Origin of the sequence: Gordonia gummivorans, assembly GCF_022513585.1 — a bacterium.
GTDB lineage: Bacteria > Actinomycetota > Actinomycetes > Mycobacteriales > Mycobacteriaceae > Gordonia.
This window is the reverse complement of sequence record NZ_JAKWBF010000017.1, coordinates 73,913-92,132: the sequence shown is the minus strand read 5'-3', so window position 1 is coordinate 92,132 and position 18,220 is coordinate 73,913. Positions and strand designations below refer to the sequence as shown.

21 protein-coding genes are annotated in these 18,220 nt (G+C 66.0%); 7 read left to right on the top strand and 14 right to left on the bottom strand.

Translation table 11 applies throughout. The features are described 5' to 3' along the window. Window positions 1-29: 29 nt before the first annotated feature. Window positions 30-1,244 carry a glucose-1-phosphate adenylyltransferase gene (gene glgC, locus MKW15_RS14010; protein ID WP_240859169.1) on the bottom strand — a complete coding sequence of 405 codons (1,215 nt, stop codon included), beginning with the start codon at window positions 1,242-1,244 and terminating at the stop codon, window positions 30-32. A gap of 120 nt (window positions 1,245-1,364) precedes the next feature. Here glgC and glgA point away from each other — a divergent pair, with 120 nt between their 5' ends. Then, the gene (gene glgA / locus MKW15_RS14005; protein ID WP_240859167.1) at window positions 1,365-2,531 is read left to right on the top strand and encodes a glycogen synthase; all 1,167 of its coding nucleotides are present in this window, start codon (window positions 1,365-1,367) and stop codon (window positions 2,529-2,531) included. Between the two features lie 27 nt (window positions 2,532-2,558). Here glgA and MKW15_RS14000 read toward each other — a convergent pair whose 3' ends face one another. The 10 genes from MKW15_RS14000 to MKW15_RS13955 form a co-directional block, all read right to left on the bottom strand. Next, on the bottom strand, window positions 2,559-3,470 hold the full coding sequence (locus MKW15_RS14000) for a putative RNA methyltransferase (RefSeq protein ID WP_240859165.1): 912 nt from the start codon (window positions 3,468-3,470) through the stop codon (window positions 2,559-2,561). Window positions 3,471-3,510: 40 nt separating this feature from the next. Beyond that, the gene (locus MKW15_RS13995; RefSeq protein WP_004019232.1) at window positions 3,511-3,678 is read right to left on the bottom strand and encodes a DUF3117 domain-containing protein; all 168 of its coding nucleotides are present in this window, start codon (window positions 3,676-3,678) and stop codon (window positions 3,511-3,513) included. 86 nt (window positions 3,679-3,764) lie between these two features. Continuing rightward, the gene (locus MKW15_RS13990; protein ID WP_240859163.1) at window positions 3,765-4,232 is read right to left on the bottom strand and encodes a DivIVA domain-containing protein; all 468 of its coding nucleotides are present in this window, start codon (window positions 4,230-4,232) and stop codon (window positions 3,765-3,767) included. Between the two features lie 106 nt (window positions 4,233-4,338). Next, on the bottom strand, window positions 4,339-5,370 hold the full coding sequence (locus MKW15_RS13985; protein ID WP_240859161.1) for a glucosyl-3-phosphoglycerate synthase: 1,032 nt from the start codon (window positions 5,368-5,370) through the stop codon (window positions 4,339-4,341). Further along, entirely contained in the window at window positions 5,367-6,248 is an 882-nt protein-coding gene (gene folP / locus MKW15_RS13980) for a dihydropteroate synthase (RefSeq protein ID WP_240859160.1), read from the bottom strand. The genes MKW15_RS13985 and folP overlap by 4 nt, the downstream gene beginning before the upstream one ends. Window positions 6,249-6,442: 194 nt before the next feature. Further along, window positions 6,443-8,221, bottom strand: a complete 1,779-nt coding sequence (locus MKW15_RS13975; protein WP_240859157.1) for a long-chain-acyl-CoA synthetase — start codon at window positions 8,219-8,221, stop codon at window positions 6,443-6,445. A 74-nt stretch (window positions 8,222-8,295) separates the two neighbouring features. Next, on the bottom strand, window positions 8,296-8,868 hold the full coding sequence (locus MKW15_RS13970) for an LOG family protein (RefSeq protein ID WP_240859155.1): 573 nt from the start codon (window positions 8,866-8,868) through the stop codon (window positions 8,296-8,298). Then, window positions 8,865-9,689 (bottom strand): LOG family protein, encoded by an 825-nt coding sequence (locus tag MKW15_RS13965; RefSeq protein WP_240859153.1) that lies wholly within the window; start codon window positions 9,687-9,689, stop codon window positions 8,865-8,867. Before MKW15_RS13965 ends, MKW15_RS13970 begins: the two co-directional genes overlap by 4 nt. 35 nt (window positions 9,690-9,724) lie before the next feature. Continuing rightward, window positions 9,725-10,825 (bottom strand): succinyl-diaminopimelate desuccinylase, encoded by a 1,101-nt coding sequence (dapE, locus tag MKW15_RS13960; protein ID WP_240859152.1) that lies wholly within the window; start codon window positions 10,823-10,825, stop codon window positions 9,725-9,727. A 94-nt stretch (window positions 10,826-10,919) separates the two neighbouring features. After that, a complete protein-coding gene (locus MKW15_RS13955) occupies window positions 10,920-11,489 on the bottom strand; it encodes a DM13 domain-containing protein (protein ID WP_240859149.1) in 570 nt (189 codons plus the stop codon). A gap of 137 nt (window positions 11,490-11,626) precedes the next feature. Between MKW15_RS13955 and MKW15_RS13950 the strand changes: the two genes are divergently transcribed. Then, window positions 11,627-12,034, top strand: coding sequence for a VOC family protein (locus tag MKW15_RS13950; RefSeq protein WP_240859148.1), 408 nt, complete (start codon window positions 11,627-11,629; stop codon window positions 12,032-12,034). A 158-nt stretch (window positions 12,035-12,192) separates the two neighbouring features. Here the strand turns inward: MKW15_RS13950 and MKW15_RS13945 are convergent, their stop codons facing one another. Further along, the gene (locus MKW15_RS13945) at window positions 12,193-12,915 is read right to left on the bottom strand and encodes a helix-turn-helix domain-containing protein (RefSeq protein ID WP_240859146.1); all 723 of its coding nucleotides are present in this window, start codon (window positions 12,913-12,915) and stop codon (window positions 12,193-12,195) included. A 36-nt stretch (window positions 12,916-12,951) separates the two neighbouring features. Here MKW15_RS13945 and dapD point away from each other — a divergent pair, with 36 nt between their 5' ends. The 3 genes from dapD to MKW15_RS24665 all read left to right on the top strand — a co-directional run bounded on the left by dapD (window position 12,952) and on the right by MKW15_RS24665 (window position 14,727). Beyond that, window positions 12,952-13,920, top strand: coding sequence for a 2,3,4,5-tetrahydropyridine-2,6-dicarboxylate N-succinyltransferase (gene dapD, locus MKW15_RS13940; protein ID WP_240859144.1), 969 nt, complete (start codon window positions 12,952-12,954; stop codon window positions 13,918-13,920). 106 nt (window positions 13,921-14,026) lie between these two features. Beyond that, window positions 14,027-14,617, top strand: coding sequence for a serine/threonine-protein kinase (locus tag MKW15_RS13935; RefSeq protein ID WP_240859142.1), 591 nt, complete (start codon window positions 14,027-14,029; stop codon window positions 14,615-14,617). Then, on the top strand, window positions 14,614-14,727 hold the full coding sequence (locus MKW15_RS24665) for an RCC1 domain-containing protein (protein WP_355274702.1): 114 nt from the start codon (window positions 14,614-14,616) through the stop codon (window positions 14,725-14,727). The genes MKW15_RS13935 and MKW15_RS24665 overlap by 4 nt, the downstream gene beginning before the upstream one ends. A 462-nt stretch (window positions 14,728-15,189) precedes the next feature. Here the strand turns inward: MKW15_RS24665 and dapC are convergent, their stop codons facing one another. Together dapC and fdxA are read right to left on the bottom strand one after the other, a co-directional pair. Beyond that, window positions 15,190-16,278, bottom strand: a complete 1,089-nt coding sequence (gene dapC, locus MKW15_RS13930) for a succinyldiaminopimelate transaminase (protein WP_240859140.1) — start codon at window positions 16,276-16,278, stop codon at window positions 15,190-15,192. 38 nt (window positions 16,279-16,316) lie between these two features. After that, complete coding sequence (fdxA, locus tag MKW15_RS13925; protein WP_240859131.1) at window positions 16,317-16,646, bottom strand: ferredoxin; 330 nt, start codon at window positions 16,644-16,646, stop codon at window positions 16,317-16,319. 436 nt (window positions 16,647-17,082) lie between these two features. Here fdxA and MKW15_RS13920 point away from each other — a divergent pair, with 436 nt between their 5' ends. Together MKW15_RS13920 and MKW15_RS13915 are read left to right on the top strand one after the other, a co-directional pair. Beyond that, on the top strand, window positions 17,083-17,715 hold the full coding sequence (locus tag MKW15_RS13920) for a cysteine dioxygenase (protein WP_240859129.1): 633 nt from the start codon (window positions 17,083-17,085) through the stop codon (window positions 17,713-17,715). After that, window positions 17,712-18,134, top strand: a complete 423-nt coding sequence (locus MKW15_RS13915) for a rhodanese-like domain-containing protein (protein WP_240859128.1) — start codon at window positions 17,712-17,714, stop codon at window positions 18,132-18,134. Before MKW15_RS13920 ends, MKW15_RS13915 begins: the two co-directional genes overlap by 4 nt. The last annotated feature ends 86 nt before the right edge of the window (window positions 18,135-18,220 follow it).

Genomic DNA, 18,220 nt, shown 5'->3' with positions numbered 1-18,220 from the left:
TGGGACTCTTCGGACCTGGCTGCGGTGGATCAGACGCGAATTCCCTTGCCGACGGTGACCACACCGCCGGCGCTCACCGAGAACCGGTCGCGATCGTGGTCGGCGTCGACGCCGAGGTGCTCGCCCTCGCCCACGATGACGTTCTTGTCGAGGATCGCGTGGCGGACCACCGCGCCCTTGCAGACACGCGCGCCAGGCATCAGCACGCTGCCCTCGACAATGGCTCCGTCCTCGATGATCACATTCGAGGAGAGCACCGAATCCCGCACTGTGGCAGCGGAAACGATGCAACCCGCCCCTACGACCGAGTCCTGCGCGATGCCACCCTGGACGAACTTGGCCGGCGGCAGGTTGTGCGTCTCGCCGCGGATCGGCCAGCGACGGTTGTACAGGTTGAAGATCGGGTGCACCGACACCAGATCCATGTGCGCGTCGTAGAACGCGTCCAGGGTGCCGACGTCGCGCCAGTACCCCTTGTCGCGCTCGGTGGCTCCGGGCACCTCGTTGTTCTTGAAGTCGTAGACGTAGGCCGCATTGCGGTTCACGAAGGCCGGGATGATGTCCCCACCCATGTCGTGGTCGGAGTCGGGGTTGGCGGCATCGGCACGAATCGCCTCCACCAACGCCTCGGTCGTGAACACATAGTTGCCCATCGACGCGAACGTCGCATCCGGGTCGTCGGGCGTCCCCGGCGGATCTTTGGGCTTCTCGAGGAACCGGGTGATCAGTCCCGATTCGTCGGAGTCGATGCACCCGAAGGCAAATGCCTCCGAGCGTGGCACCCGGATCCCGGCGACCGTCACGTCTGCGCCTGCCTGGATGTGCGCCTCGACCATCTGCGACGGATCCATGCGATAGACGTGATCGGCTCCGAACACCACGATGTACTCGGGTTGCTCGTCGGTGATCAGGTTCATCGACTGGAAGATCGCATCCGCACTGCCGGTGTACCACCGCGGGCCCAAGCGCTGCTGCGCCGGCACCGGCGTGATGTACTCACCGTGAAATCCCGATGTCCACCAGGTCTGCGAGATATGACGGTCGAGTGAATGCGACTTGTATTGCGTCAGCACGCAAATCCGCTCATAGCCGGCGTTCACCAGATTGGACAGGACGAAGTCGATCAGGCGGTACGCACCCCCGAAGGGCACCGCAGGCTTCGCACGGTCCATCGTCAATGGGTACAGGCGTTTACCCTCACCGCCTGCGAGAACGATTCCGAGCACGTGCGGCTGTGATCTCACACGTCAAACTTAACCGCGATCGATGCTCGAGGCCATACGAATCGACCGGCAGGTCGCAGCCTCTTACGTGTTTCGCGACACCGTTGGCGAACTCGGCTCGTTGGCACTAGCGTCGTCACCATGAGGGTGGCCATGATGACGCGTGAGTACCCACCCGAGGTGTACGGCGGCGCCGGCGTACACGTGACCGAGCTGGTGCGCCACCTCCGAAGCCTCGCCACCGTCGACGTGCACTGCATGGGAGCGCCCCGAGAGACCGCGCATGTCTACGAACCGGATCCGGGGCTCGCCGGAGCCAACGCGGCCATCACCACACTGTCGACCGACCTGCGGATGGTCGTCGGCGCTGCCGGTGCCGACGTGGTGCATTCGCACACCTGGTACGCCGGGCTGGCGGGGCACCTGGCCGGCGAGCTCTACGGCGTTCCGCACGTGCTCACCGCTCACTCGCTCGAGCCGATGCGCCCCTGGAAGGCAGAACAACTCGGTGGCGGCTATCGCGTATCGAGTTGGGTGGAGCGCAACGCCGTCGAATACGCCGACGCCGTCATCGCGGTGAGTTCGGGTATGCGCAACGACGTCTGCCACACCTATCCCCGACTCGACCCCGATCGAGTCCACGTGGTGCGCAACGGGATCGACACGACATCCTGGTACCCGGTCGACGACCCGTTCGGCCCGGAGTCGACGCTCGTGTCCCTCGGCGTCGACCCCACTCGACCGATCGTCGCCTTCGTCGGGCGGATCACCCGCCAGAAAGGCGTCGCCCATCTCGTCGCCGCGGCGCACCATTTCGATCCGTCCATCCAATTGGTGCTGTGCGCGGGCGCACCGGACACTCCGGAGATCGGCGCCGAGGTGGAGTCGGCGGTGGCCGCGCTTTCCGAATCCCGACCGGGTGTCTTTTGGGTGCGGGAAATGCTGCCCCATCCACGCATCCGCGAAATCCTCACCGCAGCAACGGTCTTTGTGTGCCCATCGGTGTACGAGCCGCTCGGCATCGTGAATTTGGAAGCGATGGCTTGCAGCACAGCCGTGGTCGCATCCGAGGTCGGCGGCATACCTGAGGTCGTGCGCGACAACGTCACCGGTCGCCTCGTCCGGTATGACCCGGTGGACCCGCGCGGGTTCGAAGCAGGTCTCGCCGACGCCGTCAACGCGGTCGTGACCGACCCGCAGACTGCGGAGGCCATGGGCATCGCGGGCCGAGAGCGTGCCGAATCCGAATTCTCCTGGGACACGATCGCGGCACAGACACTCGAGGTCTACCAGTCCGTCATGCACTGAAGATGCACTGACGATCAGCAGATCGGTTCACGCCGATCTGCCGCACACGGTGATGGCCACCGACACCGTGACCTCGACGACGCCGTCGCCGGCGAGAGCATGTGCGAGCGCATCGATCTGGCCGGCATCGAGATGGAATGCCGACGGACCCATCCCGGCCAGGTCGGCCACCACGGGCGCCGGAATCCGGACCGAGTACGTCAGCTCATTTTCGACGAGAACCTCGACGTGATCGTCCAGAGCGGCGTGCACGCGTGCGGTCTTGGCGTCGTCCACCGACAACATGTGCATCGGCGCGATGATCTCACCGAGGTGCCCGGGTAGCGGGCGAACCACGATCAGCCGGCCGTCGGGGCTCAGCACGCGGGCGAACTCGGCTGCGTTGCGGGGCGAGAAGATCGACAGCAGTACTGCGACACAGTCGTCGGCGACCGGCAGGCCACGCCAGATGTCGGCGGTCACCGCGGTCACCGCGGGTTCACCACGCACCAGTGCTCGCGCGCATTGCCGCGACAGGTCTATCCCCAGACCACGTGCGTCGGCACCTCGATCGGCCGCCTCCCGTAACACGGCCCGCAGGTAATGCCCGCCACCTGCACCGGCGTCGAGAACCAACGGGCGCCGCCCTGGATGCGCGCCGACGATGGCCACCGCACCCACTTGCGCGGCTGCGTCCACCACGGGATCGAACACGCCGGCGCTGTGGACACGGTCACGTGCGGCAACCATGTCGGCGGTGTCGGCGCGAAGAGCACCAGATCGTCCGTCGAGCAGCGAGACGTACCCCTGGCGGGCGACGTCGAAAGAATGTGCCGCACCGCATCGCAACGAGCCGCCGACGACATCGAAGGGTTCACCACACACCGGGCAGCGCAGGACATCGAGCGCCTGCGCGATCCCGTCGAGACGACCCGGTCGCGCGTCGCGTGAGTGCGGCACCGGATCGGTGGGCGACGTATGGGCGGTCAGTGTTGCGGGGTCAGCCGGTGACCCCGCGCAATTCCTCCCCGAGCGCGGCAGCCTCGTCGGCCGTCAGCTCGACGACCAGGCGTCCGCCGCCTTCAATCGGAATCCGGACAACGATCCCACGTCCTTCCTTGGCCGCTTCGAGGGGCCCGTCCCCAGTACGTGGCTTCATTGCCGCCATTCTCAAGCTCCCTTCAACGACGACCTGCTAGAGACATGATACGTGCCGAGGTCCTCCGATCCTGCCAGGCATGCTGCGTGCGCCGATCAGGTCTGCGCAGGATCGGCGACGTCGACCGGTCCGGACGTGGCCGAATCCACGTTTCCGACGGCCGCGTCGGACGAGTCCTGAGATACGTCCGCGTCATCGTCATCGGGTTCCCACGTCTGGAACGCCGGCTCGGCGGCACCGACATCCGCGGTGGCATCGGACGGGCAGACACGCTCGTTGCGTGCGTGCAGATCGGCGAGTGAGCCACGGAGTTCGTCGATCTCTGCGGCCAGGCGGGCCAGCGCCCAATCGACCTCGGACTGCTTGTAGCCACGCAGGGTCTGTGCGAAGCGCAGTGCACGGACGTCGTCGCTCGTGATCCCCGAAGGCGGCAACGTGGTCAGCGTCGTGCCCCGTTCGATCGGCGGCAGATCCTCGCCCCGACCGAACGCAAACCACACCACAGCGAAGACAGCCGCGACGACGATCGCCATGATCAGCAAATACAGCAGTATCGTCTGCATGCGTTCAATCTTGGCAGACGGCCGTGGCGGCACCGTTGGGCGCCGGGGAACTTGGCATCATCGACACTGTCGTCGGCCCCGGCACACCGGTAGGGTCAGGCCGTCGTCAGGAAGCCATCTCCTCGTCGTCGATCTCCGCGGGGCGGATGGTGTTCATCGGCGGTCGGTCTTCGAGATAGACCTCGGTGGTGTGCGGCGTGAACGAACCGTCGGGTTCGGCGGTGAACTGGGTGAGGCCCACCCCGGAGTCGTCGAGCTTGCAGCGGCGCATCAGCGTCCCCACAATCTGTCGGCTCATGACGCCGAGCTCGATGAGCGGACGATTGCGATGTGTCCGCACACCGAGGTTGACCTGGCCGATACCGGTGAGGCCGTACTTGTCGTAGGTGTCGATCAGCAGGCCGATCTCCACGCCGTAGCCGGGCGCGAAAGGCACCGACGACAGCAGTTCGCGAGTGCCGGCGTATTCGCCACCCAGCGGCTGCAGCACCGCCGTGAGGTCCGGCTTCTGCGACGCCAGTAGCGGGCGGGCAACGAGTTCGGTGACCCGGCCACCGCCGTTGGCATCCTGGGTGCCGCCGGTCCGCAACGGGCGCCGGTAGTAGCCCTTGACCAGATGGATGTCGGGGTTCACGAGCAGCGGGCCCAGCATCTTGGGTACGAACATGGGGTCTGGGTCGATGAGGTCGGAATCGACAAAGGCGATGAGGTCGCCGGTCGTCACCGCGATCGACCGCCACAGCACCTCGCCCTTCCCCTTGATGGGGTCGAGTTCGGGCACGGCCTCCTCACGCGAGATCACCTCGGCACCCGCGGCGCGGGCCCGTTCGGCGGTCGCATCCGTCGAGCCGGAGTCGAGGACGATGAGTTCGTCGACGAGCGTGCCCAGCAGCGGACGGATCGTGGCGATCACGTCGGCGACGGTCTCCTCCTCGTCGAGCGCGGGCAGGACCACCGACACGGTGCGTCCGTCCTTGGCTGCGACGAGTTCGTCGATCGTCCAATCGGGCTGTTCCCACGTGTGAGTCGACGACCAGCGCTGCTTGCTGGTCGCGGTCTCGGCGGGAGTGGGCCAGATCGCTGTCCGGTCCCGGTTGTTGACGGCGCTCGGATGGGTTCGTCTTACCTGTTTGGTCATGCGAGTCCCCTGACTGTTCGGGCGGGAGGTCTTGTTCCCGCTATGGCAGCGACCATGTCGACCACGCGACGAGTGGCAGCCACCTCATGCACACGAAAGATCCGGGCGCCGTGTTCGGCACTCAGAGCGGTCGCAGCGAGGGTGCCCTCCAACCGTTGTTCGAGATCCACACCCAGAGTCTCCCCCACAAAGTCTTTGTTGCTGAGCGCCATCAACACAGGCCAGCCCGTATTAACAAGATCTTTTACGTGGCGTAACAAGGCCAAACCGTGGTGGGTGTTCTTGCCAAAATCGTGCGTCGGATCGATAACGATCGAGTCTCGGGCAACTCCGGCGTCGGCTGCACGGGCAGCGGCCGTGGTGAGTTCGGCGACCACTTCGCCGACGATGTCCTGGTAGCCGACGCGGTGTGGACGGGTGCGGACCGTGGCGCCACCGGTATGAGAGCAGACGATGCCCGCACCGCGGGTCGCGGCCACGTGCACGAGGTCTGGGTCGGAGCCGGCCCAGGTGTCGTTGATGAGATCCGCACCGGCCGCGCATGCGGCATCGGCCACGTCCGAACGCCAGGTGTCGACGCTGATGAGCAGGTCGGGGTGCGTCTCACGAATCCACGCGATCATCGGTACGACGCGTGCGGCTTCGGTGGCGGCGTCCACATGCTCGCCCGGTCCCGCCTTCACACCGCCCACGTCGACGATGTCGGCGCCTTCGTCGACCACACGGGCAATGCGGGCCTGCGCGGCGTCGTCGGCGAAGCTCGCACCCTTGTCGTAGAAGGAGTCCGGGGTGCGGTTGACGATCGCCATCACGAGAGCGCGGTCGGTTGGGACCGGGCGTCCACACAGCGTCGGCGACAGAGCCGGCGTCGAGATCATGTCGCCCACAGTAGTGATGCGGCCGGGCAACCCGTCGCGCCAGTCCCGCCGGCTGAGGCGCGAGCCTGCGAGCCTCGAAGCCCCTGGTGAGCTGACATTGTCGCCTCACCACGCCCTTCGAGGCTCGTCGCCAGGGCTCCTCGCACCTCAGGGAGCGGTTGGCGGTTTGTGCACCTGAGACCCGACTCTGCAGATCAGTTCTTGGGCGCCTTCGCGGCTGCCACATCGTCGGGATAGGAGTCGTAATACTTCACGTACCCATCGGACCGGCCGGCCAGTGCGAACAACGTGTCGTCGCCGGTCTTCTCGTAGGCCTCCTCGCGCAGTTCGACCTTGCGACTCTTGAAGGTCGAGGTCTGCTCGAGCTGGTCGACGACGCGGATGAACAACGGCACGGCATAACCCGGCAGTACGTCGTAGAGGTGGTCGGCGATCTTCTTGCCGTCCAGATCGGCGCCGTCACGCACGGTCACCGCGGCCATACCGGCCTTGCCGTCGGTGCCGGGGATCTCCACCCCGAACACCACGGACTGCGAAATGGCGTCGATGCCGTCGAGTCCGGCCTCGACCTCGGTGGTCGCCACGTTCTCGCCCTTCCAGCGGAACGTATCGCCCAGTCGGTCGACGAACGCGATGTGCGAGAAACCCTGATCGCGGACCAGGTCACCCGAGTTGAACCAGGAGTCGCCGTCCTTGAACGCGTCGCGGATGATCTTCTTCTCGGTCTCCTCCGGATCGGTGTAGCCGTCGACCGGCACGCGATCGTTGATCCCGGAGATGAGCAGACCGGTGCCACCACGACCGACCTTGGTCAGCCGGCCGTCGGAGTCACGCTTGGGCGCGCCGTCCTCGTCGTACTCGACAATCGCGTACGGCAGCGGACAGAAGCCCGCGGTGCGGCTGGCGCTGAACGCATTCACGAACACCAGATTGAGTTCGCTGGCGCCATAGAACTCGACGATGCGGTCGATGCCGAACCGCTCCCGAAACTCGTCCCAGATGTCAGGTCGCATACCGTTGCCGACGCAGAGTCGCACCGAATGCTGCCGGTCGGTGGGCTTCTCGGGCTGGGCCAGCAGGTAGCGGCACAACTCGCCGATATAGCAGAACGCAGTCGCCCGGTTGAGGATGACGTCGTCCCAGAACTTCGACGCCGAGAACTGCTTGCCGATGGCGATGCAGGCACCGGCCGCGAGGACCGACGACAGCGACACCGATAGTGCGTTGTTGTGGTATAGCGGCAGCGGCACGTACATGGTGTCGCTGTGCCGCAGCCGTACGGCCAGCCCGCCGATACCCGACATGCTCGCCAGCCAGCGGTTGTGGCTCATCACGCTGGCCTTGGGGAGTCCGGTGGTTCCCGAGGTGAAGATGTAGAAGGCTTCCGTCGCCGCCGGCAGTGTCTCGGTGACCGAGGGGTCGGTCTCCGGCTTCCCGTCGGCCTCGGCGTCGAACTCGGTGAAGTCGAAGACATGCTCGGGCAGTGCCTCCGACGGAATCGACTCGAAGGCCTCGGCGCACTGCGGGTCGTGCACCAGCACGCGAGCGCCGAGCAACGTCATGCTGTGCTCGATGACGCTGCCACGCTGGTTGTAGTTCAGCATGCCGGCGATCGCGCCCAGCTTGACCGTCGCGAGCATGAGGAACAGGTCGGTCGGACAGTTCTTGGACAGGATCGCGACCACATCACCCTTGGCCACCCCGTTCTCGGCCAGCACCGCGGCGTAGCGATTCACCCGGCGATTGGCCTCACCGTAGGTGGTGGTCTTGCCCTCGAACCGCACGAACGGCCGATCCGGATGCGCTTGCGCATGCCTCTGGAAGATCGACCCGATGGTGCGTTTGGCATCGGCGGGACGACGGATCAGTCCCGGCGCGTGCTTGATCATGTGATGGGCCTGTGGCGCCATCTTCACGACACCTCTGACCAGGTCCTTTATTCCAACGACAGACTTGGTGTCGTGAGAGGGCATTTGCAGGTCTCGCTCTCCGGTAATGGATGACGACAGTGGACGACGACAACGCGCGTTGACGATGTCAACACACCTTACCGGTCAGTAGCAAGAGGCTCCGCGACAACATCCCCTCGACCCGCCACAAGTGCGAGCGCCCCCGCCACCGAGTCGGTGACCAGGAGCCGATCGAGCGATCGACGCGCGACAAACCCCTGCCCGGCCAAGTCTTCCAGCCAGGTGCGCAACGGCGCATAGAAATCGAAGGGATCGAGCAGGATCACCGGTTTGTCGTGCATTCCGAGGTATCCGGCCGTCCACGTCTCGAACAGTTCCTCGAGTGTCCCGATGCCGCCGGGCAGCGTGATGAACGCATCCGACCGCTCATCCATCATGCGTTTGCGTTCGCGCATGGTCTCGGTGATGACGAGTTCGTCGGCGCCCAGATCGGCGACCTCGCGTTCCATGAGTGCCCGCGGGATGATGCCGATCGTCGTGCCGCCCGCAGCGCGAGCCGCCTCGGCCAGCGCACCCATCATCGAGATGTTGCCGCCGCCGGAGACGGTCACGTGGCCGGCGCGGGCCAGCGCACCGCCCACCTCGGCAGCCAGGTCGAGATAGCGCTGCTCGACGCGCCCCGACGCGCAGTAGACACAGACCGCACTCATGGCTTGACCGACCCGCTCGTCGATCGTCCGGCTCGCGCTGCGTCGATGATCTCGACCGCCTCGGCCGGCTCGTCGACCAGATACAGGAGGTCGAGGTCGTCGGCGGAGATCATCTGCTTGGCGAGCAGCACGTCGCGCATCCAGTCCACCAGACCGGACCAGTGGTCGCGTCCGACCAGCACGATCGGGAACCGCACGACCTTCTTGGTCTGCACGAGCGTGAGTGCCTCGAACATCTCGTCGAGGGTGCCGAATCCACCCGGCAGGCACACGAAGGCCTGCGCGTACTTGACGAACATCGTCTTGCGCACAAAGAAGTAGCGAAAGTTCATGCCCAGGTCGACCCACGGATTGAGGTGCTGTTCGAAGGGCAGCTCGATGTTGAGTCCGATGGACTGGGCGCCGGTATGGAAGGCGCCTTGATTGGCGGCCTGCATCGCTCCCGGTCCGCCACCGGTGATCACCGCATAGCCCGCCTCCCCCAGCGCGCGGCCGACCGCCACCGACAGGTCGTAGTCGGCAGTTCCCGGAGCGACCCGCGCCGAACCGAACACGGTGACGGCCTCGGCGACCTCGCTCATCGCGTCGAACCCTGCGACGAACTCCGACTGGATTCTCAGCACGCGCCACGAGTCACGCATGGTCCGTTCGGCGCGCAACGTGCTGTCGCGGGGATCGATCCATTCGAGGAGACGGCGGTCGGTGGTCTGACTGCGGCGGCCGTCGTCGCGTCGCACCCGCATCGGCCCGATGTAGCAGGTCTCAGGGGTCGGGTCGTCCTCGGGCGAGGAGGTCGGCTGGTTTCCGGTGCTGGGCGCCATGCCGTCACGGTAAGGCATGCGGGGCCGGGGCACGATCAGGACAGGTAGGTGCGCAGGATCTCGGCGACCTCGGTGATCTGACCGACCGGGACACGTTCGTCGACGCGGTGCGCGAGATTGGGGTCGCCGGGTCCGAGATTCACCGCCGGGATGCCGCGCGCCGAGAACCGGGCGACGTCTGTCCAGCCGTATTTGGCGCGAAAACGTCCGTCTGCGGCAGCGACCAGTTCGGCGGCGGCCGGATTACTCAAGCCGGGCAGGGCGCCCGGAGCCGAGTCGGTCACCGCCAATTGCACTGTCCCGGCGGCGAGGTCGGCGGTGAAGACCTCACGGATGTGCTCGACGGCCTGTTCCTCGGACCGGTCCGGCGCGAATCGGAAGTTGACGTCGACGTAGGCCTCGTCGGGGATCACGTTGCCCGCCACACCGCCGCCGACCCCGACCGCCGACAGCCCCTCGCGATACTCGCAGCCGTCGATGTCGACCCGCCGCGGCGAGTACGACGCCAGGGTGGTGAGCACTCCACCGAGTTTGTGAATCGCGTTGTCCCCCATCCACGATCGCGCGGAATGAGCGCGGGTCCCGGCGGTCGACAAGCGAACTCGGACGGTGCCCTGACAGCCGGCCTCGATCTGTCCGGCGGTCGGCTCCCCCAGGATCGCGACATCACCGGCCAACCACTCCGGCAGTTCACGCTCGAGGAAACCCAGCCCGTTGTAACGTGCGGCGATCTCCTCGCAGTCGTAGAAGATGAGGGTCAGGTCGGGTTCGGGATCGCGCAAGGTCGCGGCCAGATGCAGGAACACCGCATCGCCCGATTTCATGTCGACCGTGCCGCATCCGTGCAGGACATCCCCCTCGGCCCCGTCGCGCTCCCGGCGATGCGGCAGGTTTCCCGCAACCGGGACGGTGTCGAGGTGGCCGGCCAGGATCACCCGTCGGTCGCGTCCACGATTCGTCCGCGCGAGCACGCGGTTCCCATGCCGCAGCACCTCGAATCCCGGCGCCTGTGCGCGCAGAGCAGCCTCGACCGCGTCGGCGATGCTCGCCTCGTTGCGCGACTCGCTCTCGATATCGACCAGCGCGGCGGTCAGATCGATGGGGTCGGCGGTGAGATCGAGTTCGACGCTCGGCATGGGTTCACCGTAGCCGCCGGGACCTGGGTGTGGTCGACTCCCCTCAAGGCGCAGCGAGCTTCGCCGCGCCAAGACGCAACTGTGCAGGCACTCCTCAGGGTGCCGCGAGCGTGGCTGCCCCAAACGAGACGCTGAAGCGAACGCACCAGAGGAAGACGGCCGAATAATCTGCCAGGTCGACGGTGGCGGGGATGGTGTACACCTGATTTCCCTTGTTCCCCTTGATCGGTCCGAGGTCGACGTTGTTCGCGTCGGCCGCGGTCCGCCAGCCGCCGACGCCTTCTTTCACCTCTCCGTCGGACAACCATACGTGCACGTCGGGACCGGTTGTGGTGTCGAGATTCTCGATCGCGAGAACCCTTGTGCCGTCGGGCTTCTTGATGACCGACACCTTGCCCGAGGTGTCGTGCTCGTGGCTGATGAGGGTGCCGGTGGACAAGATCACGGAGGCGCCGGGTTGCGGTGTTCCCGACGCGTTGGGCGGCGCGGTCACCGCCACCGGGATCTCGTCGTCGACCTCGTTGTCGACGAAGATCAGCCAGGGCTGAAACAGGAAGGCGCCCACGGCAAGCGCGATGACGAGAAATACGCCGAGGAAGCCGAGAATCCACGGCCAGCGCCGCTTGCGACGTGGCGGAGCCTGAGGAGAAGCCAAATCGGACATATGCCGAGATTAGGGCGCGAGGTTCCGCTCCACCAGATGGTTCGCCCGAATGCATGACAGCAGCCGTCTTTCGGGCGCCGCTCCTGTGTCCGAAACGTTCATGACCGCACGCCGTGGACGACGCTAGCGTCGATGCCATGAGTGCAATCGATCGCAAGCCCACCGCGAACGCGCTGTCAGTGGTGGTCGAGGACATGGCCGCCGCCCTCGACTTCTATCGCATGTGCGGACTCGACATCGCCGAGGGCGCCGAGGCCGCACCACACGCAGAGGCGGCGATCGGCGGCTTTCGCATCATGTTCGACACCCACGACGTCGTGAGGACCCTGCTACCTGGATGGGAACCCGGTCACGGCGGACACAAGATGGCGCTGGCATTCGAATGTGACGAACCGGACGGGGTCGACCGCATGCACGCGGCGCTGATCGGTGCGGGCCACCGATCGTCTCTCGCACCGTTCGACGCCGTTTGGGGCCAGCGCTATGCGGCAGTCCACGATCCGGACGGTAATGTCGTCGACTTCTACTGCGCGCTCGGCACCTGAGTGGTGCTGTTCATAAATCCGTCCGGGGTATTCGGTGGAGCGATGGACGACTGGCAAGGCGGAGGAGGGAGCGATAGCGGCGCTATCGTGACCGACGACAACGCAGCCAGTCGTTCATCGAACGCCGAAGACCCCCGACGAATTTCTGGACAGGACCACTAAGTCCGAGTCGAGAGTATGAACTGCGTTGGCGCACAACCCGTGAAGCCGACGAAGTCGCGATACATGTGTGCATAGTCGGAGTACCCGCAGGCGGCCGCGATATCGCTGAGTTCGACGTCACCGAATCGCGCAGACCTCACGGACATCATGGTCGTCGCGCGCCGCATCCGCAGGATGCGTGCCAACGTCTTGGGACCATAACCGAAGTACCGCAACGCCTGTCGGTGAAGCGAGCGCTCCGACAGCGCGGCATCGTCCGCACATTCGGAGACCGTCCGACCGCTCGCGAGCGCGTCGACGACCCGCGGTACCCAGTTCGGCGGTGGCCGACGTCGCTGCGCGCACCACAGTTCGAGATCACGATCGGGTGCGACGGATGCACGCAGCCGGTCCTCGAGTCGCTCCACGTCACTTCGCGACCAAATGTCGGAGCCCGCCACCCGCGAACCGACCAGTTCGGCAGCGGATACGCCGAGAAGGCCGGGGGCGTGACCGGGGTCGAACCGTATGCCGGTCATCGTGGTGGCGGAGCGGACGACCGAAACGGTCGACGAGCGGTCCGGTCCGGCAACCAGCACCGAATCCCCCGTCCAGATCACGTCCATGCACCCGTCGGGGTCGATACGCACCGGTCCCGCAGAACGCTTCGCCTGCCACACGACTGCCGGAAGCGTGGCACAACGCCACTCGCCATATGAGCCAGGTGATTCGGCCGTCACGGATTCCAGTATGACGCACCGGTAGACTGACCTCCCGTGACTACAACTGGCGCAATCGCAACAGGTATCGCGACCGTGACCAACGGCGGATCGGCCGATCCGGGCGTTGTTCTCGACGCATGGTTCCCCGAACCCGAACTCGACACCGTGCAGGCATCGGAAACCGTCATCCTCGACGCCGACAGCACGCCGGCGCACCTGGCCGAATTGGTCGGGGTCGACGAGGCGCGTGGGGTCAAGGTTGTGGCGATCCGCACCACCATCAGCGATCTGTCGTCGGCTCCAATCGACGCCTACGACGTCTATCTGCGGCTGCATCTGCTCTCCCATCGGCTCGTCGAGCCGCACGGTGCCAGCCTCGACGGGCAGTTCGGCCTGCTCTCCAACGTGGTGTGGACCAATCACGGCCCATGCGCCGTCGGCAACTTCGAGTCGGTGCGCGCCAAGCTGAAACTGCGGGGTCCCGTCACCGTCTACTCGATCGACAAGTTCCCGCGCATGGTCGACTACGTGCTGCCCGGCGGCGTGCGCATCGGCGACGCCGACCGCGTCCGTCTCGGGGCGCACCTCGCGGCAGGCACCACCGTGATGCACGAGGGTTTCGTCAACTTCAACGCGGGAACGCTGGGATCGTCGATGGTCGAGGGCCGAATCTCCGCGGGTGTCGTCGTCGGTGACGGGTCCGACGTGGGCGGCGGTGCGTCGACGATGGGCACGCTGTCCGGCGGCGGCAAGGAGATCATCTCGCTGGGCAAGCGGTGCCTGCTCGGTGCCAACTCGGGTTGCGGTATTCCACTCGGCGACGATTGCGTCATCGAAGCGGGCCTCTACCTCACGGCGGGCACCAAGGTCACGGGTCCCGACGGCACCAGCATCAAGGCGCGCGAACTCGCCGGTCAGTCGAACCTCCTGTTCCGCCGCAACAGCCTTACCGGCGCCGTCGAGGTGGTGCCGTGGAAGGGCGACGGCATCGCATTGAACGAGATGCTCCACAAGCACAACTGAGCGCCAACGCGCGCCACAGAGTCGTCCGGCCGATCGACTGACGGTCGGACGACGCCTGCGCTACCTTCGATCCGGATGCCTCGGCGACGACTCCCCAGGAGGAAACGTGCCGCTACAGCCCGGATCGACCTTCGCGGGATATCAGATCCTGACCCTGCTCGGAAGCGGCGGCATGGGCCAGGTGTTCCTGGTCGAGCATCCGCACCTCAAGCGACGGCAGGCACTGAAGGCGATATCCGGTGCCGGTCAGGGTAACCCGGATTTCGAACGGCGGTTCACCACCGAAGCCCAGACCGCTGCGGCGCTGAGCCACCCGGGCATCATCACCATCCACGACTTCGGCATCACTGAGTCGACGCCCTGGTTCACGATGGAATACCTTGCCGGACAAGACCTTTCCGGACAGGGTCTGTCGAAGGCCGAGGTGTTGCGGGTCATCACCGACGTCGCTGCGGCCCTCGACTTCGCCCACCGCAATGGTGTCATCCATCGAGACATCAAGCCCGCCAACATCATGACCACGCGCAACCCTGACACCGGCACCATCGAACGCGTCGTCGTTCTCGACTTCGGGATCGCCAAGCTCGCTGAGGCCAGATCGGCGACGCCACCGAAACCAGTCGGCCCACTCCGACGCGCGTCTCCGGCCTCACCACTGCCACGAGCATCAGCACCGACGCGAAGACGACCTGTGTGACTTCCAACGGGTCCGCCTACTGCTGGGGGTTGGGCACTTCGGGTCAACTCGGCGACGGTACGACGACCGACCGGACTTCCCCTGTGCGCGTGGGCACCCCGGCCACGTGACAGGTAGACAGCGGACTACATCGCCGATCCGAAGAGTACTGCTGGTGAGTCGATAGTGTCCTCTCACCAGGTCCCCGAGGCTCGGACTCGCGCCCGGCGGGGGTGTGCCGACGAGTCAGCGACCCACCCGCGGACGTCGTCGGCAATCGTGGAGGTGGGAAGAGTGTCGTCGTCGAGCATGAACGCACGATCCGTTTGAAGTTGAGCCCGGATCCCGGGCTCAACTTCAAACGGATCAATGGCCGGCCGACTACGCGGTTGCCATGAGTGCGCAGCGGCGGCATTTTCGTCGGCGGCGCGAACCGGCGCCACAAAAGTAGGGGAAGAAACTTCTTCCCCTACCCTTGGAGTCCTCCCCTCAGTTCCTGACCGTCGATATGGACGAAACAGGTGCTCCTCGCACGTCAGCCCCGGGAGCGGCACCCGACGAAAAGGGCGCCGTCCAATTGGGCCGCGAAACCCTCAGGCCGACAAGCGCTCCCGCGCGGCGTCGATGCGTTCGTCGGTCGCGGTCAGCGCCATCCGGACATGCCGTTCGCCCGCCGGACCGTAGAAGTCACCCGGCGCGGCCAGGATGCCACGATCGGCCAGCCAGTCCACCGTCTCCCGGCACGGCTCGTCGCGTGTGGCCCACAGGTACAGCCCCGCTTCGGAGTGATCGACCCGGAAACCGGCCTCCCGCACCGCATTGCGCAAGACGTCGCGTCGGGCCCGATAGCGTTCGCGCTGGGCGTCGACGTGCTCGTCGTCGTCGAGCGCCGCGGTCATCGCGACCTGAACGGGGTACGGCACCATCAGCCCGGCATGTTTGCGGACCGCCAACAGTTCGGCGATCAGGGCACGGTCACCGGCGAGGAAGCCGGCGCGGTACGAGGCGAGATTCGAGATCTTCGACAACGAGTGCACTGCGAGCAAGCCCGTGTGGTCACCGTCGCAGATGCGCGGGTCGAGGATCGAGAGCGCGTCGTCGTCCCAGCACAGCCCGAGATAACACTCGTCGGACACCAGCACGGTGCCGCGTTCGCGTGCCCAATCGACCACCTTTCGCAGGTGATCCACGCCGAGGACCTTGCCGGTCGGATTCGACGGCGAATTGATGAACATGAGCGCGGGCGTCGTCGGGCCCAGTTGCACCGTCGAATCTGCACGGACCGGTGTCGCACCCGCCAGCAGCGCACTGACCTCATAGGTCGGGTAGGCAACCTCGGGGATGACGACGACGTCTCCTGCGCCGACACCCAGCAACGACGTGAGTCCGGCGATCGCTTCTTTGGTGCCGATCACCGGGAGCACACTCGACTCGTCGAGTTCGGTGACAGCGTGGCGCCGCGCCAACGACGACGCAGCAGCCTGCCGCAGGGCGACAGTACCCACGGTCGTCGGATACCCGGGGAACGCAGAGCCCGCAGCGAGCGCGTCGCGGATCACCTCGGGCACCGGATCGACCGGCGTGCCGACCGACAGGTCGACGATGCCGTCGGGATGCGCAGTCGCCTTCGCCTTTGCACTCGCCAGCGTGTCCCACGGGAAGTCCGGCAGAGACGCACTCACACGGCGACGCCCGGTTGCGGGTGGGACCACAGCTTCGCTCAGTCTTCTTCGTTCATCGGCGGAAGACCCTTGATGAACGGCGCGTCGGCGTCGGTGTGGCCGACCTTGCTGGCGCCGCCGGGAGAACCGAGGTCGTCGAAGAAGTCGGCGTTGGCACTGACGTACGGTTCCCATTCGTCGGGAACATCATCCTCATAGAAGATCGCCTCGACCGGACACACCGGCTCGCAGGCACCGCAGTCGACGCATTCATCGGGCTGGATGTAGAGCATCCGTGCGCCCTCGTAGATGCAGTCGACCGGGCACTCCTCCACACAAGCCTTGTCCATGACATCGACGCAAGGCTCGGCGATGATGTACGTCACCACACTCTCCTTCGCTGAAAAAACTTCACCCCAGACCGGCTTTGTGCACCAGCCGCAAAGCCGATCCAAGACGGCGCAAGGGCTGGTTGCACCGCATCACGAACAGCCATGGTCAGCACCGCTGAGCGATCAGGGCGATACACATGACTATCCGCCATCCCACAGTATCCGCCCTGAGGCCCGTCCCCGAGAAATCGGCCCCGCCCCACCAGCACAAACGCCTACGGGCCGTAACGTGGATCACATTTTTCGCGAGATCGTCCGCGCTCAGCGGCCTTCTGCTCAGCGTGCCGCCAACCCTGGACCAGTGCTCGCCGACCCGTCATCGTCGTCTCATGACCGCTTACGGGAGTCGGGGCATGCAGGCGTCGATGGATGTGCGCTGTTGTCGGTGAACGTCGCCGACCACACCCATCCATCGCACATCCAAGGAGCGCCGATGACCTCCACCCTCGCCCGCACACCCCGTGTCCGCCGAACCGTGTCAACCGGTGTCACGTCCGACGGTTCCGTCCCATCCCTCCAGTCCGGCCGCCGGAGAACACATCTACCCACGCGGCTCCGACCGGCCGATCTCCTGCGCATCACCGACCAGGGCGTTGCCGACGTCCTCGACGGCGCGCACGACGACCTCCTGCCCAGCACGTGGGATCCGGTGCATCGCTGGGCCACCCGCATCCACGCCGACGACGACGTCGACGTCTGGCTCATCAGCTGGACGCCGGGCGAGGCGACAGAACTGCACGACCACGCCGGCTCCCTCGGTGCGCTCACCGTGTTGTCGGGTTCGTTGCGCGAGTACCACTGGACCGGCGATGATCTGGCGGTGCGCATTCTCGACGCCGGCGATCAGGCTGCCTTTCCACTGGGCTGGGTGCACGATGTGATGCAGAACCCGCCTCGGTCCCCTGACGCGTCCGGCCCGGTCGAAGCCCCGGCGATCGAGGTGTCCGGGCCGACCCTGAGCGTGCACGCCTACTCTCCCCCGCTGACGGCGATGTCCTATTACGACGTCACCGAGGACGGCGCCCTTCGTCGCACCCGGACCGAGCTGACGGACAAACCGGAATGACGCGGCGCCTGTCCGTGGCGACCGGGGCGAGCGAAGCGACGGGGAAATCACCAGCGCCTCCGACCATCGACGAGATCCTCGCTGCGGCTCGCGCGCGTCTTGAGCGGCTCGACGCACGCCAGGTCGCCGCCGAACTGGCCGACGGTGCGATCCTCGTCGACATCCGGCCGGCTGCTCAGCGGGCCGCCGAGGGTGAGGCGCCCGGAGCGATCGTCATCGAACGCAACGTCCTCGAGTGGCGATGCGATCCGGCCAGCGACGCACGCATCCATGCCGCGGTCGACCACGACGTCCGCTGGATCGTCATCTGCTCGGAGGGCTACACCTCGAGTCTGGCTGCGGCAGCACTGCAAGATCTCGGCCTACATCGCGCCACGGACGTGATCGGCGGATACCAGGCGCTCGCCCGACTCGCCTGAGACGAGTACTCCACCCTCGTTGACCGTGCGTCGAAAATCGTTGAGTGGGCGTCGAAAATCGTTCACTGTGCACCGCGAAACGGAAC

What these genes read in the sequence shown, in the direction of transcription:
- MKW15_RS13920 (WP_240859129.1), top strand. Translation starts at nt 17,083, where the DNA reads ATGACCTCCACCCTCGCCCGCACACCCCGTGTCCGCCGAACCGTGTCA.
- MKW15_RS13955 (WP_240859149.1), bottom strand. Translation starts at nt 11,489, where the DNA reads ATGTCCGATTTGGCTTCTCCTCAGGCTCCGCCACGTCGCAAGCGGCGC.
- glgA (WP_240859167.1), top strand. Translation starts at nt 1,365, where the DNA reads ATGAGGGTGGCCATGATGACGCGTGAGTACCCACCCGAGGTGTACGGC.
- dapE (WP_240859152.1), bottom strand. Translation starts at nt 10,825, where the DNA reads ATGCCGAGCGTCGAACTCGATCTCACCGCCGACCCCATCGATCTGACC.
- MKW15_RS13985 (WP_240859161.1), bottom strand. Translation starts at nt 5,370, where the DNA reads ATGACCAAACAGGTAAGACGAACCCATCCGAGCGCCGTCAACAACCGG.
- folP (WP_240859160.1), bottom strand. Translation starts at nt 6,248, where the DNA reads ATGATCTCGACGCCGGCTCTGTCGCCGACGCTGTGTGGACGCCCGGTC.
- MKW15_RS13995 (WP_004019232.1), bottom strand. Translation starts at nt 3,678, where the DNA reads ATGGCGGCAATGAAGCCACGTACTGGGGACGGGCCCCTCGAAGCGGCC.
- MKW15_RS13990 (WP_240859163.1), bottom strand. Translation starts at nt 4,232, where the DNA reads ATGCAGACGATACTGCTGTATTTGCTGATCATGGCGATCGTCGTCGCG.
- MKW15_RS13975 (WP_240859157.1), bottom strand. Translation starts at nt 8,221, where the DNA reads ATGCCCTCTCACGACACCAAGTCTGTCGTTGGAATAAAGGACCTGGTC.
- MKW15_RS13950 (WP_240859148.1), top strand. Translation starts at nt 11,627, where the DNA reads ATGAGTGCAATCGATCGCAAGCCCACCGCGAACGCGCTGTCAGTGGTG.
- MKW15_RS13915 (WP_240859128.1), top strand. Translation starts at nt 17,712, where the DNA reads ATGACGCGGCGCCTGTCCGTGGCGACCGGGGCGAGCGAAGCGACGGGG.
- MKW15_RS13970 (WP_240859155.1), bottom strand. Translation starts at nt 8,868, where the DNA reads ATGAGTGCGGTCTGTGTCTACTGCGCGTCGGGGCGCGTCGAGCAGCGC.
- MKW15_RS13965 (WP_240859153.1), bottom strand. Translation starts at nt 9,689, where the DNA reads ATGGCGCCCAGCACCGGAAACCAGCCGACCTCCTCGCCCGAGGACGAC.